This is a genomic window from Marilutibacter chinensis, assembly GCF_021725675.1.
Classification (GTDB): domain Bacteria; phylum Pseudomonadota; class Gammaproteobacteria; order Xanthomonadales; family Xanthomonadaceae; genus Marilutibacter; species Marilutibacter chinensis.
Window position 1 is genome coordinate 1,093,118 of sequence record NZ_JAKJPO010000001.1, and the last position, 13,638, is coordinate 1,106,755.

Annotated in this window: 11 protein-coding genes; 2 read left to right on the plus strand and 9 right to left on the minus strand. The window is 67.2% G+C overall.

Annotated elements, in window-relative coordinates:
- Window positions 1-7: 7 nt before the first annotated feature.
- Window positions 8-2,908 (plus strand): aminomethyl-transferring glycine dehydrogenase, encoded by a 2,901-nt coding sequence (gene gcvP / locus L3V18_RS04865; protein WP_237053476.1) that lies wholly within the window; start codon window positions 8-10, stop codon window positions 2,906-2,908.
- A 236-nt stretch (window positions 2,909-3,144) separates the two neighbouring features.
- Here the strand turns inward: gcvP and L3V18_RS04870 are convergent, their stop codons facing one another.
- From L3V18_RS04870 to L3V18_RS04880, 3 genes are read right to left on the minus strand one after another with little or no spacing between them, the layout of a single operon-like run.
- Entirely contained in the window at window positions 3,145-4,128 is a 984-nt protein-coding gene (locus L3V18_RS04870) for an ABC transporter ATP-binding protein (RefSeq protein WP_237053477.1), read from the minus strand.
- 1 nt (window position 4,129) lies between these two features.
- Window positions 4,130-5,191, minus strand: coding sequence for a FecCD family ABC transporter permease (locus tag L3V18_RS04875; protein WP_237053478.1), 1,062 nt, complete (start codon window positions 5,189-5,191; stop codon window positions 4,130-4,132).
- 8 nt (window positions 5,192-5,199) lie between these two features.
- Window positions 5,200-6,354 (minus strand): ABC transporter substrate-binding protein, encoded by a 1,155-nt coding sequence (locus L3V18_RS04880; protein WP_237053479.1) that lies wholly within the window; start codon window positions 6,352-6,354, stop codon window positions 5,200-5,202.
- A gap of 144 nt (window positions 6,355-6,498) precedes the next feature.
- Between L3V18_RS04880 and L3V18_RS04885 the strand changes: the two genes are divergently transcribed.
- Window positions 6,499-8,580: a TonB-dependent siderophore receptor gene (locus tag L3V18_RS04885; protein ID WP_237053480.1), complete on the plus strand. Its 2,082-nt coding sequence runs from the start codon at window positions 6,499-6,501 to the stop codon at window positions 8,578-8,580.
- Window positions 8,581-8,660: 80 nt separating this feature from the next.
- Here the strand turns inward: L3V18_RS04885 and azu are convergent, their stop codons facing one another.
- From azu to L3V18_RS04915, 6 genes are all read right to left on the minus strand, one after another.
- Window positions 8,661-9,116, minus strand: a complete 456-nt coding sequence (azu, locus tag L3V18_RS04890) for an azurin (RefSeq protein ID WP_237053481.1) — start codon at window positions 9,114-9,116, stop codon at window positions 8,661-8,663.
- 66 nt (window positions 9,117-9,182) lie between these two features.
- Window positions 9,183-9,767 (minus strand): SCO family protein, encoded by a 585-nt coding sequence (locus tag L3V18_RS04895; RefSeq protein ID WP_237053482.1) that lies wholly within the window; start codon window positions 9,765-9,767, stop codon window positions 9,183-9,185.
- Window positions 9,764-10,522, minus strand: a complete 759-nt coding sequence (locus L3V18_RS04900; RefSeq protein ID WP_237053483.1) for a formylglycine-generating enzyme family protein — start codon at window positions 10,520-10,522, stop codon at window positions 9,764-9,766. The genes L3V18_RS04895 and L3V18_RS04900 overlap by 4 nt, the downstream gene beginning before the upstream one ends.
- Before the next feature lie 24 nt (window positions 10,523-10,546).
- A complete protein-coding gene (gene nirK, locus L3V18_RS04905) occupies window positions 10,547-11,617 on the minus strand; it encodes a copper-containing nitrite reductase (RefSeq protein ID WP_237053484.1) in 1,071 nt (356 codons plus the stop codon).
- Between the two features lie 107 nt (window positions 11,618-11,724).
- On the minus strand, window positions 11,725-12,126 hold the full coding sequence (locus tag L3V18_RS04910) for a SirB2 family protein (protein ID WP_237053488.1): 402 nt from the start codon (window positions 12,124-12,126) through the stop codon (window positions 11,725-11,727).
- A gap of 18 nt (window positions 12,127-12,144) precedes the next feature.
- Window positions 12,145-13,374, minus strand: coding sequence for an NnrS family protein (locus L3V18_RS04915; protein WP_237053491.1), 1,230 nt, complete (start codon window positions 13,372-13,374; stop codon window positions 12,145-12,147).
- Between the last annotated feature and the right edge of the window lie 264 nt (window positions 13,375-13,638).

Below are 13,638 nucleotides of genomic sequence, written 5' to 3' on the forward strand. Positions count from 1 at the left end.
CCCTGCCATGACCCATACGCCTTCCCAGCGCAAGCCGTCGCTGAACGAGCTCGAGCACCACGACGCGTTCATCGCCCGTCACATCGGTCCCAACGACGCGGAAATCGCCCACATGCTCGGCGTGATCGGTTACGACTCGCTCGATGCGATGACCGACGCGATCGTTCCCGCCAACATCAAGTCGGCGCAGGCGCTGGCGCTGCCGGAATCGCTGACCGAGGTCGAGGCGCTGGCGAAGATCCGCGCCATCGCCGGCCGCAACCAGGTCTTCCGCAGCTTCATCGGCCAGGGCTATTACGGCACCCATACGCCGAACGTCATCCTGCGCAACATCCTCGAGAACCCGGCCTGGTACACCGCCTACACCCCATACCAGGCGGAGATCTCGCAGGGGCGGATGGAGGCGCTGATCAATTTCCAGACGATGTGCGCCGATCTCACCGGCATGGAGATCGCCAACGCATCTCTGCTCGACGAAGCCACCGCCGCGGCCGAGGCGATGACCCTGGCCAAACGCTCGTCGAAGTCGAAGTCGAACGTGTTCTTCGTTTCCGAGAACGTGCACCCGCAGACGCTGGAGGTGCTGCGCACCCGCGCCGAGCCGCTGGGCATCGAGCTTCATGTGGGTGCCGATGCCGCGGCCGCCGACGTCGACAGCTACGGCGTGCTGCTGCAGTATCCGGACACCTTCGGGCGGATCAACGACTACAGGGCGCTGGCCGAGGCCGTGCATGCGCGCAACGGACTGGTCTGCGTGGCCACCGACCTGCTCGCGCTGACCCTGATCGCCGCGCCCGGCGAATGGGGTGCGGACATCGTGGTCGGCAACAGCCAGCGCTTCGGCGTGCCGTTCGGCAACGGCGGCCCGCACGCCGCATTCATGGCCTGCCGCGACGCCTACAAGCGCTCGATGCCGGGCCGCCTGATCGGCGTTTCCGTCGATGCGGAGGGCAAGCCGGCCTACCGCCTGACCCTGCAGACCCGCGAGCAGCACATCCGGCGCGAGAAGGCGACCAGCAACATCTGTACCGCGCAGGTGCTGCTGGCGGTGATGGCGGGCATGTATGCGGTCTACCACGGCCCGGAGGGCCTGACCCGGATCGCCCGTCGCGTGCACCGGCTGGCGACGATCCTGGCAGGCGGCCTGCGCGCGGCCGGCGTCGCGGTCGACGATGGCTACTTCGACACCCTGCACGTCTGCGGCGTCGATGCCGCGGCGATCCACGCCAGGGCCAGCGCGGCCGGCATCAATCTGCGCCGGATCGACGGGAGCCGCGTCGGCATCAGCCTCGACGAGACCGCCACCCGCGAGGACATCGTCGCGATCGCCGGACTGTTCGGCGCGGCGCTCGACGTCGATGCGCTCGACGCATCCGTGGCCGACGCGCTGCCGGCCGGCCTGGTCCGCACCAGCGCGTTCCTCTCCCACCCCGTGTTCAACACCCATCACAGCGAGCACGAGTTGCTGCGCTACATGCGGTCGCTGGCCGACAAGGACCTGGCGATGGATCGCACGATGATCCCGCTGGGCAGCTGCACGATGAAGCTCAATGCCACCGCGGAGATGATCCCGGTGACCTGGCCGGAGTTCGCCAACATCCATCCGCTGGCCCCGGCCGAGCAGATGCAGGGTTACAGGGAACTGATCGACGGGCTGGAAAAGATGCTCGTCGAGTGCACCGGCTACGACGCGGTCAGCCTGCAACCGAACTCCGGCGCGCAGGGCGAGTTCGCCGGCCTGCTGGCGATCCGCGCCTACCACCGCGCCAACGGCCAGCCGCAGCGCGACATCTGCCTGATCCCCGAGTCCGCGCACGGCACCAATCCGGCCTCGGCCCAGATGTGCGGCATGCAGGTCGTGGTGACGAAGTGCGATGCCAACGGCAACGTCGACGTCGACGACATCCGCGCCAAGGCCGAGAAGTACAGCGACCGCCTGGCCGCGCTGATGATCACCTATCCCTCGACCCATGGCGTGTTCGAGGAGGATGTGGTCGCGATCTGTGACGCCGTCCACCGGCACGGTGGCCAGGTGTACACCGACGGCGCCAACATGAATGCCTTGGTCGGCCTGGCCAAACCGGGCAAGTGGGGCTCGGACGTCTCGCATCTGAACCTGCACAAGACCTTCTGCATTCCGCACGGCGGCGGTGGCCCGGGCGTCGGGCCCTGCGCGGTCAAGGCGCACCTCGCGCCGTACCTGCCGAACTCGTTCGGCGGCGATGCCGCAGCGGCGGGCGGCGGCGTCGGCATGGTCAGCGCGGCGACCTGGGGCAGCGCCAGCATCCTGCCGATCAGCTGGATGTACATCACGCTGATGGGCCGCGAAGGCCTGCGCCGCGCGACCCAGGTGGCCCTGCTCAACGCCAACTACATCGCCCGGCGACTGGCGCCGCATTACGAGACGCTGTACACCGGCCGCAACGGCCTCGTCGCGCACGAGTGCATCCTCGACCTGCGTCCGCTGAAGGACGCCACCGGCGTGTCTGCCGAGGACGTCGCCAAGCGCCTGATCGACTTCGGCTTCCATGCCCCGACCCTGAGCTTCCCGGTCGCTGGCACGCTGATGGTCGAGCCGACCGAGAGCGAGTCGCTGCACGAGCTGGACCGCTTCATCGACGCGATGATCGAGATCCGCGAGGAAATCCGCGCGATCGAGGATGGCCGCCTGGAACGCGATGACAACCCGCTGGTCAACGCACCGCACACGGCAACGATGGTCGCCGCCAGCGAATGGGCGCATGCCTATCCGCGCGAATTGGCCGCGTTCCCGCTGCCGGTGCTCAAGCAGCAGAAGTACTGGCCGCCGGTCGCGCGCGTCGACAACGTCCACGGCGACAAGAACGTGTTCTGCAGCTGCATCCCGGTGGACGCGTTCAAGGACGAGGAAGAAGCTACCGAAGCCTGAGCTTCCACCAGCCTGGGTCACACGGAAACCCCGCACATGCGGGGTTTTCCGTGTGCGGACCGGGACGATGGACCGCTTTCCGCCCGAAGGGCAGCCGCATCACCTCGCCCTGCGGATCCGGGATGGCCACGACGCACGTCCCGCTCAAGCAGCAGAGGCCACCGGCGCTGGTCGCCCCGAAACCCCGGCATCGCGATGGCGTCGATTGCGGGGCCGCCGGACCGGCCATTCCGCACTCAACAAGTTTCGCGGCGCATCGACAGTACGTCCAGCGCTTCGGCGATGGTCGAGGCTTCCATCGCATCGTCGATCCGCCAACGGCCCGGCGCGGCCAGGACTATCCGATGCGCCGCCCGGTCGGGATTCCCCTCCAGACCATAGCCGCAGCGGCGCAACGCGCGCGACAGCCAGAGCGTCGCCACGTCGTCGCCTTCGACATGGACGCAACGGCCGGCCGCCATGGCGCTCTCGAAGCGGCCGGAATCCAGCGAGAACGCCAGGTTCTCCTGGTCGAACGCGGAGCCGACGGCGCCGGACAACGCCACGTCTTCCGGCGCGCCGTCGACGAAGCGCCCCCCTCCCGGCAGCAGCCACAGCCGGTCGGCGGTCTGCAGCGACAGCTCCAGGTCGTGGCTGGACAGGACGATCGCAACGCCCTGCTCGGCGGCGATCCTGCGCAGGGTGTCGATGATGGTGACCCGGCTCGGCAGGTCGAGGAAGGCGGTGATCTCGTCGAGGAGCATCATGTCCGGCTGCTGCGCAAGCGCGCGCGCGATCATCACCCGCTGCCGTTCGCCGTCGCTGAGGCTGTCGACCATGCGAGCGGCCAGGTGCGCCCCGCCAACCTGATCCAGCGCAGCGACAGCAATGCGACGGTCCTCTTCCGACAGGACGCCGGCCCAGCCGGTATGGGGCTGGCGCCCCATCTCGACCAGCTCCATCACACCGAGCGCGCCGACCTGCGGACGTTCGGTCAGCACCACCGCGATCCGTCGCGCGCGCTCGACCCCGCGCAAGGCAGTCACCGGCCGGCCATGCAGCCGTACCTGGCCCGCGACCGGCGCCAGGAAGCCGCCGAGCGTGCGCAGCAAGGTCGACTTGCCCTGTCCGTTGCGGCCGAGCAGGCAGACGAACTCGCCGGCGGCCACCGCCGTGACCGGCGGCAGCGTCGCCAGCACCTTGCGGCCGTAGCCGATCTGCAGACCTTCCAGTACCAGCATGTCAGCCTCCCGTCGCGCGCAGGCTGCGCGACCTGAGCAGCAGGGCGATCACCATCGGTGCGCCGAGGATGGCGAGGATCGCGTTGAGGTGCAGGAAGTGCTGGCTCCACGGCAGGTGCACGACGAAGTCCGCGCTCAACGCCAACAGCGCCCCCAGCAGTACGGTCGCCGGAATCAGCGCGCCGATCCGTGCGGAGCCGGTCAGCCCGCGCGCCAGATGCGGCGTGATCAAGCCGACGAAGGCCACCGGCCCACAGAACGCGGTGACCGGCGCGGCCAGCAGGATCGTGGCGGTCAGCACCAGACGGCGCAGTCGCGGTACGTTCACGCCCAGGCTCTCGGCATAGGTCTCGCCCAGCAGCAGCGCGGTCAGCGGTTTCGCCAGCCACACCGCCAGCGCCAGTCCCGCCAGCAACGGCGGCAGCAGGGTTGCGAAATCCGGCCACACCACGGAAGCGAACGTGGCGTCGTTCCATGAAGAGAACAGGCGCGACTGGGTGCGATTGGTGAAGTGCAGCAGCACGCTGATCATGCCCTGCGCCAGGAAGCCCAGCATCAGGCCCAGCACCAGCAGGGTCACCGTGTGCACGCGACGCGCCATCGCCGCCATCGCCAGCGCGACGGCCAGCGTACCCAGCGCGGAGCCGGCGACGATGCCCAGGCCGGCCAGGCCGGTGATCAGCTCCAGCGCCGCGGGGCCGACCACCGCGCCGGCCACGACCACCAGCGCCGCACCGAACTGGCCGCCCGCCATCAGCCCCAGCGACCAGGCGTCGGCAAGCGGATTGCGGAACAGCGTCTGCATCAACAACCCGGCCAGCGCCAGCGCTCCACCGCCAACGACCGCGGCCAATACCCGCGGCAGGCGCAGCTCGACGACGATGCGCGACTCGGTCGTGCCGCTCTCGAACCCGGAGATCCCGCGCAGCACTTCGGCAGGAGACAGCACCACCTGACCGATCGCCAGGCTGGCCACCAGCGCTGCGAACAGCACGAGCAGAAGCGCGCCCACCGACAGCAGCGGCAGTGCGTTGCGGCGTCCGGACAGCGGCGCCATCGTCATGGCGCCACTCACTGGTATTCCCCCTGCGGCAAGGGTTTCAGGAAGCGGAACGGTTCCTCGACGAGTTCCGGATGCAGCGCCTTGACGAAGTCGGACAACACCCAGTCCGGCCGCACCAGGGCGGTCTGGTACCAGTCGTAGGCATTGGCATCGGCGGCGATACGTCCGGTATTGCCGAACAGGCGGCCGTCCCGCCAAGCCCTGAAGCTGCGTTCGATCGCCTGGTTGCGCGGGGGCACCGCATGGATGTCGCCGATCACCCAGACATCGGCCTCGTCGGCCAGCGGCAGGATCACCTCGGTCGAGACGGTCTCCGCCGAATACCGCTTCGGATCTTCCGGGCGCGCCATCAGGTTGATGCCACCCGCGTCGGTGATGTAGCTGGCTTCGGCCCCGCGCACGGTGGCGATCCAGCGGTCGGCGCCGTTCGGATAGGCCCACAGCACCCGGGGCTTCGGCCGGCCCGCGACCTGCGCCTTGAGCTCGGAGACACGCGCCTGGACCTCGCCGAAGATCCGTTCGGCGCGCTCTTCGGTGCCGGTGAGAATGCCGTACAGGCGGATCCACTCCGCACGCGCGAGGTAGTCCTGTTCCTCTTCCGCCAGCGTCGGCAGCACGGCGATGCCGAGTTGCTGCGCACGCTGCATGACCGGCGTGTGCGCCGGATCGCTCAGGCGCATCAGGAACACGTCCGGCCGTGCCGCCAGCAGCACGTCGAGGTTGGGTGGCGAGTGCCAGTTGTAGCCCACCAGTCCGATCTTCCCGGAGCGCGCCTTGCGGCGGATGCCATCGTCGTACGAGGCCAGTCCGCCCACCGCGACCAGCCGGTCCTCGACGCCGAGCTGCGCCAGGAAGGCCTCGTCGGAACCGGCATTGCTCGCGATCCGCCGCACCGGCGTGCGGATCACGGTGGCATCGCGCAGTTCGCCGTGCAATTGCGGCTCCGGACCATCGGCCGGGGCCAGCACCACCGTTGCCGAGCGTTCGTCCGACGAACCGCGCTCGTTCGCCAGCGAGGCCCTGAACCGCGCGACCACGAATCCTTCGTGGCGCTCCAGCGTGAGGTTGCGCGCATGCCGCAAGGGGATGGGCTCCCCGGCCGCGGCGTCGGCCGCCACGCCTGCCGGTCCGGGCCGCTCGCAGCCGGCGAGCAGGAGAACCATTACCAATATGACGCAGCGCAAACCGGGACGGCAGTTCATGGGCATCCGGATCCTGGAGGTGTCGAAACCCGACCGATCACGTATCGACCGGGAATGCGGAAATGTTATATCGTTTCATTTCAACTTTCGACTCCGAGCTTTTTCATGCGCGACTCCCTGGCTGCAGCCCTCACCCTCGCCCTCATCAGCCTTCCGGCAGGCGCCGGCGAAACGAACACCGTGGATGCGGCCATGGAGGACAGCGCAGCCGAGCTGGACACGGTCACGGTCTACGGCCGTCCGCTCGGCCGCATCCCCGGCGAGACCGCCACCAAGTCCGGCGCCCCCGTGCTGGAGACGCCGTTCAGCGTGAACATCGTCCCGCGCGAGCTGCTGGACCTGCGCAACGTCTCCAACATCGGCCAGGCGGTGGAAACCATCAGCGGCGTGGAACGCACGATCGGTTTCTCGGGCAACCAGCGTTTCCGCATCCGGGGTTTCCAGGCGATCAGCACGCTGCGCGACGGCTTCCGCCAGGGCGTCTCGCAGCCCGAGATCGACCTGCAGGGCGTGGAAAGCATCGAGGTGCTGAAGGGTCCCGCATCCGCCCTCTATGGCCGGTTCGAACCCGGTGGCGTGATCAACTTCGTGTCCAAGCGGCCCCAGGAAACCTTCGCCGCCACGACGTCGCTCACTGCCGGCTCGCATGACCATCGCCGCCTGGGCATCGACCTTACCGGACCGTTGAACGCCAGCGGTTCGCTGCTGGGACGGATCAATCTGGCGCACGAGGACGCCGACAGCTTCCGCGACGGCATCGACAATCGACAGACCTTCGTCTCGCCGGTACTGGAGTGGCGTCCCGACCTCGACACCAGCCTGATCGCGCGCGTGGAATACCTGCACAGGGACGCGTCGTTCGACCGCGGACTCGGCAACGATCCGCTGTTCCTGCAGGTGCCGATCAGCCGCAACTACGGCGAGGACTTCATGCGCGTCCGCAAGGAACAGTGGACCGGCAGCCTGGAGTTCAACCGCATGCTCGGCGATGACTGGCGCCTGCGTGCGGGCATGTTCTGGTCGGACGTGCGCGTGCCCGAGGAGGAATTCTTCAACTACGGCTTCCCGGCGCTGGACGGCCGCACGGTCAACCGCAACTTCGTCAGCTACCGCGAACGGCAGAAGGACACCACGCTGCAGGCGGAGCTCTACGGCAACGTGGACACCGGTCCGCTGCGGCATCGCCTGCTGATCGGCGCCGAGCGCAACGTCGACCGGCTCGCCTACCTGGATGGCCGGATCTCGTACGGCAATCCCATCGACCTCCACGATCCGGTGCAGACCGGCAGGCCGGACGACTACGTCGACACCGGCGACAGCCGCTATGAATTCGAGACCCGCGCGCTCTACCTGCAGGACGAAATCGCCTGGGGTCGATGGCGCCTGCTGCTGGGTGGGCGCCAGGAATGGACCGACACGCTGTCGTTCCATACCGGCGGAGTCGATCCGGCCGTCACCCGGCGCGATTCGCCGTTTTCGCCGCGCGCGGGCCTGACCTTCCTCGCCACCCCGGACCTCTCGTTCTACGCCAGCTGGGCGCGGTCGTTCCGCAACGAGGCCGACGTCGGCCTGCTGGAAAGCGGCATCACGCCCAAGCCCACCCGCGGCGAACAGATCGAACTGGGCGCCAAGTCGATCCTGCTCGACGGCCGCATGGAAGCCACCCTGGCGCTGTACGACCTGCGCAAGCACGACGCCGTGGTCTCCGATCCGGTGGACTGGAACCTCGTGATCCAGACAGGAGAACTGCGTACGCGCGGCGTGGAGGCGGAGGTATCCGCACGCCTGCACGATGCCTGGACGCTGGTCGCGTCCTACGCCTATACCGAGGCCAACATCCTCGAAGACACCAACTCCGCCATCGTCGGCAACCGCCTTGCCGGCGTTCCCCGCCACCAGGCCAGCCTGTGGACGTCCTGGGCCTTCGACGGTCCATTGTCCGGGCTGACCGTGGGTGGCGGCGTGTTCCACGGAAGCGATCAGGCGACGACCTCGTCGAATACCCTCTTCCTCCCCGCATACACCCGGCTCGACCTCAACGCGCGCTACGCCTTCGGCAATGGGGTCGAACTGCTGCTCAATCTCGACAATGTCACCGACGAGCGCTACTACATCACCGGCGGCTTCTCGCAGATCTATCCGCAGGCGCCGAGATCATGGCGGCTGACGCTCGCCAGGCGCTGGTAGCGGACCTTCGGCCGCCGCCGGCTTCATGGCCCTTCTCCACTGCCGGGAAGGGCCGCGATCGAACCGGCATTCCCCGGCGGCTACCGGGTGACTGTCAGCTTTCCCTTCATCAGCGTCGCGTGCCCCGGGAAGCTGCAGAAGAACGTGTAGTCGCCACCGGCGGCGAGCTTTCCGCCGGGAAAGGTGATCGTGGTCCTTTCCCCGCCGCCGACCAATGCGGTCGCTGCGATCACCCGTGGGTCGTCCTTGTTGACGTAATGCCTGGCGACTCCGGTCCTGATGCCGTCGCGGTTGACCGCGTCGACGTCGCCGGTGGCGGCGATGACGACGTTGTGGCCCATCGCGGCCGCAGGAAGCTTTCCGACATGGACGAGCTCCACGGTGATGCTCGGACAGGCGGCCGACACCGTCGCCTCCTTGAGGTCGAATCGCATCGCATCGTCGCCCTTGAGCGAGATCTTGCAGGTATCGGCCGCCTGGGCCTGGCCCGCTGCGGCCAGGCCAAGAAGCAGGATTGCTGTGGACAGGATCTTCATGATGATTCCTTGGATGAGTTGGAGGTGATCGGTTCGTAGATGAAGGCGGGGCTACGACGGCCCGGATCAACGCGTGGCCGACAGGTGTTCGCGTACGGCTACGACGAAGCCGGGATCCGGCTGGACTCCCGCGACCTGGCTGCGCGCGACAATGCGGCCGTCACCGTCCAACAGGATCAGCGCGCTGGTATGGTTGAACGAACCGTCGGGCTGGGCGCGGTAGCGGATTCCCAGCACCGCCGCGAGCATGCGCACATCGGATTGCTCGGGGCGCAGAAGATGCCAATGTCCGGGATCGAGGCGATGGACCTCCGCAACCTCCATCAGTGCCTCTGGCGTGTCTCGTTCCGGATCGATGCTGAGCATCGCGAAATCGAGCGATGCGTACTCGTGCGGGGACAGCTGCGCCTGCAATGCCTTGCCATTGGCGATGATGAGGGGGCACGTCAGGTGGCAATTGGCATAGAACATCGACACGACCGTCGGACGGCCGCGCAGCTCCCGCCAGGGCCGGACACGCCCCGCCTGGTCGGTCAGCTGCGCCTGGACCTGATAGACGGAATCGCCCGGCAGGTTGTCATCCACTGCCGCGGACAGTGCCGGGAGGGCGAACAGAATCACAGCCAGGATGAAAGGGCGGCCCCGCTTCATGATGAGCTCCGGACGCAGCGGAATCCCAGGTTGGCCAGGGTGCTTCGGGGCTCCAGTCCCGCCAGCAAGGTGACGCGCTTGAGCACGGCGTAGTCGTCGCGGCTGGCGAACGACAGACCGGCCGCGCCGCAGAACTTCAAACGGTCGCCGTCCTCCCCGCCGCGCAGGTCCGCATCTCCGAGCAGGGTCGAGAAGTCTCCAACCCACTCCCAAGCCGCGCCGTGGAGACCCGACAGGCCGTAGACGTTGGGTACTGCCTCCGTCCGCGCGTCCAGCGCATGCGGCGTGCCGTCGCCAAGCAGGCGACCTCGCCACGATGCATCGCCACGTGCGTCACGACGGACGGAGTCGGCGGCGGCTGCGTATTCCCACTCCAGCCAGTCGGGCAGGCGTGCGCCTATCGATCTGCAGTACGCGTCGGCGGCGAACCAGCTGACCTGCGACACCGGCGAGTCGCCATCGAGCGCGTTCCCCGCAGCATCGGCATGCTGCCAGCGGGCGAGGTAGCCGCCGTCGGCCAGCAGCGTCGGCGCCTGGTCGCGTCTCCAGCGGGGGTTGTCGCGCACGAACGCCTCGAACTCCGCGACGGTGACGGGCCGGCTCGACATCGAGAATCCCTCCAACCGATGGATGCGCGTATCCCCCTCGTAGCTCACCGCCGAGACGAACGTCCCGCCGGGTACGTCGATGAAGTCCGGCGTCGCTGTCGATGGCGCTGCCAGCAACGCGAACAGCATGAAGGAGCCTGCAATCATGGAATCGCGCCTCCGGATGGCCGCTCAGTGTCCGCTTCCCGCGGGCGCGGGATACTCGCCGCTGAACTGCTGGCCGGTGTAGATCGAGGGATCCTCCTCTCCTTCCACCTTGATCAGGCCAAGCGTTCCCTTGTGGAAGGTGCGGAAGATGCTGTGGTCGACGAGCACCAGAGTGCCCGGCACATCGGCCTCGAATTCGACGATGGCCGAACCACCGGCGGGCACCAGCGTGGTCTGCACGTTTTCCTGAAACTTCGTGCCACCCTCGAAATAGACCTTGTCGAAGATCTCGCCGATGACATGGAAGCTGGACACCAGGTTCGGTCCGCCGTTCCCCACGAACAGGCGCACGGTCTCGCCCGCTCTGGCCGCGAGCGCATTGTCACCGGTCAACGCGCCGTCGGCGCCGTTGAACACCACATAGGTCGGATGTTCGTCTATCGCCTTCTCGAGGCTGAAAGGCTGCAGTCCCGGTTCGCCGAATTTGCCTTCGGTGTAGAAGTCGCCCTGCATGACGTAGTACTCGCGGTCGACCTTCGGCAGGCCTTCCGTCGGCTCGACCAGGATCAGGCCGTACATGCCGTTGGCGATATGCATGCCGACCGGCGGCATGGCGCAATGGTAGACATACAGCCCAGGGTTCATCGCCTTGAAGGTGAAGCGGGTCTGGTGGCCGGGCAGCGTGAACGTCGCCTCCGCACCGCCGCCGGTCCCGGTGACGGCGTGCAGATCGATGTTGTGCGGCATGTGCGAGTCGTGCGCGTTCGTGAGCGTGAACTCGACGGTGTCGCCCTGGCGCACGCGGATAAAGCTGCCCGGCACGCTGCCGCCGAAGGTCCAGAACTCATAACTGGCACCGTCTGCGATCCGCATCTCCTTCTCGACCACCTCCAGTTCGACGATCACCTTCGCTGGCTCGTCGCGATCGATGGCGGGCGGCACGTGTGGCGGTGCCGTGAGCAGGGCCCTGACCGTCTGCATCGACGAAGCGGGTTCCGTCGCACCGGGCAGATCCGATGCGCATGCGACCGTGGCACCCACGCCCAGCACGCATGCAAGCGCATGACGCAGCAAACTCCGTGTCTCGATGATCATGGACTGCTTACCTTGTGGAAGGCCTTTGGCCATTGGATCCACAGTAGGTTCCCGGTGGTGGTTCCGCATTGATCCAGGTCAAGCGGGACCCGTGGTCACGCCTGCCGTCATGCGAACCACAGATACAGGACGCCCAGCGGATGGTGCGTGCGCGCGGTGAAGTAGACCTGTGCATACACCAGCAGCGCCGCGGCGAATGCGACCCCACGGACGTTCTGGCTTCGTCCGCGTCGCAGCGCGAACACGCCCAGGACGATGTAGCAGACGACCAGCATGACCTTGACCAGCAGCCAGCCGTTCGCGAACAGCGCGCCGGGCAGGATCGTCAGCAGCATCATCGCGGCGGTCAGCAGGACCGTATCGATGCCATAGCTGAGATAGCGTACCGGCGCCGCCATCGGCCAGCGCATTCCGGCGAGCAGGGCCGACCCGCGCATGAAGAACAGGACACCACTGCAGACGATGGCCACGATGTGCGCCAGCTTGATCTGCGGATAGAAGTCGATCATTTCGCGCCGCCTCCCTGCCTATCCCGGCTTTCCATCGACCCGTGGCGACAGATGGATCCAGCCCAGCCGTACCGCCCATGGCAGGAATGCGACCAGCCATGCGATCGCGGCTGCCGCGTGCCATGCGTAGGCGTCCGGCACGAACTCGGCGGCAACCCGCATCGTCGCCACCAGCTGCACTGCAACGAAGCCGAACCATGCAACGCCCGGCATCACCATCGGCCTGCCGGAATGTCCCTGGGTGACGCGGGTGACCATCGCGATCAGCAGGCTGCCGAAGAAGCCGATGAACAGCGCATGCGCGGGAGCACGGCCAAGTTCGAACACGCCGGTCCATGCGTAGACCAGGCTCTGAGCCGAGTACAGCGCGAAAGTGACCGGTAGCCACAGGGCCCCCACGAACAGCACCGCAAGCAGTCCCGGCATGCTCGCCCGTGGCCACCATCGCCACAGCGCATATGAGGTCGCGGCCAGCAACGGCAGGTCGGCCAACCATAGCCACGTGTAGGCATGGAGCAGTTCGAGCAGCAGGTGGGCGACCAGCAGGCCCCAGACGAGCGCAAGCCAGGGCATCGGTCGCCACGGCCGGTAGCCGGCAACCGCATTGCCGGCAAAGAACGGGAACATCCGGTGCGCGACGGTAACGTAGACCGGTACCAGCAGGCCGACGGTACCCAGCTTGATGCTCAGCATCACCAGCATCGGTGACGCGCCAAGCACATACGCGAGGAACGACAGCAACCCCACCCAACCCAGCACCAGTGCGGCGAAGCAGGAAATCGCATGCCACGTCGTTCCCCGCTCCTGCAGCAGCAGCCGTCCAAGGATCGCCAGCCCCGCGGTCCAGCCCGCCACCGCCATCAACAGGCCAACGAAGAACGCGATCTCGGATCCGCAGGCGCCGACCAGGATCGCCAGTTGCCCGCCCATCAGGCCTGCACCAACCGGTACGTACTGCCAACGTGCAAGGTCCGGCAATCCCATCCAGCGTGGAAACACCGTCAGCAGGAAGCCGAAGAAGAAGCTCGGCAACACCAGATACTGCATCACGAAGGCATGCAGCCATCCTGCCGGGACCGGCGGCTGCAGTGCGGGGAACACCTCTGGCCAACGGGCCGCCAACAGCCACGCGGCCCACCACAACATCGCGAGCAGGATGTTGCCGGCACCGATGAAGAACATCAGCCGGTGCGGCGCCTGCACCAATTGGCGGGGAGAGATGCGTGATTTCAAGACGGTTTGGAGCATGGCTCCAGTTTTGCCGTACCCCGTCAGGATTGCCTTGATCCACGTCAGGCGGTTGGCAAAAGGTCTTCCCTCCGGCTTTCAGGGGAATCGGCTTCGGACGGAGTCGCCGCCCGCCGGGGTGGGGGTTGCTCTGCCCTCCGATCGACAATCCATGTCTCAAAGTCGGGTCGTGGGCCATCCATGGCCCACTCTCCGCAACCCCCACCCCGACAGACGCCGCCTTCGCGAGTGTGAAGAGTTGGACTTCGGCAGGTTTTGCTCAAA

Excerpts from the sequence above, each read along its gene's own strand:
- gcvP (WP_237053476.1), top strand. The coding sequence starts at position 8 with ATGACCCATACGCCTTCCCAGCGCAAGCCGTCGCTGAACGAGCTCGAG.
- L3V18_RS04870 (WP_237053477.1), bottom strand. The coding sequence starts at position 4,128 with ATGCTGGTACTGGAAGGTCTGCAGATCGGCTACGGCCGCAAGGTGCTG.
- L3V18_RS04875 (WP_237053478.1), bottom strand. The coding sequence starts at position 5,191 with ATGACGATGGCGCCGCTGTCCGGACGCCGCAACGCACTGCCGCTGCTG.
- L3V18_RS04880 (WP_237053479.1), bottom strand. The coding sequence starts at position 6,354 with ATGGTTCTCCTGCTCGCCGGCTGCGAGCGGCCCGGACCGGCAGGCGTG.
- L3V18_RS04885 (WP_237053480.1), top strand. The coding sequence starts at position 6,499 with ATGCGCGACTCCCTGGCTGCAGCCCTCACCCTCGCCCTCATCAGCCTT.
- azu (WP_237053481.1), bottom strand. The coding sequence starts at position 9,116 with ATGAAGATCCTGTCCACAGCAATCCTGCTTCTTGGCCTGGCCGCAGCG.
- L3V18_RS04895 (WP_237053482.1), bottom strand. The coding sequence starts at position 9,767 with ATGAAGCGGGGCCGCCCTTTCATCCTGGCTGTGATTCTGTTCGCCCTC.
- L3V18_RS04900 (WP_237053483.1), bottom strand. The coding sequence starts at position 10,522 with ATGATTGCAGGCTCCTTCATGCTGTTCGCGTTGCTGGCAGCGCCATCG.
- nirK (WP_237053484.1), bottom strand. The coding sequence starts at position 11,617 with ATGATCATCGAGACACGGAGTTTGCTGCGTCATGCGCTTGCATGCGTG.
- L3V18_RS04910 (WP_237053488.1), bottom strand. The coding sequence starts at position 12,126 with ATGATCGACTTCTATCCGCAGATCAAGCTGGCGCACATCGTGGCCATC.
- L3V18_RS04915 (WP_237053491.1), bottom strand. The coding sequence starts at position 13,374 with ATGCTCCAAACCGTCTTGAAATCACGCATCTCTCCCCGCCAATTGGTG.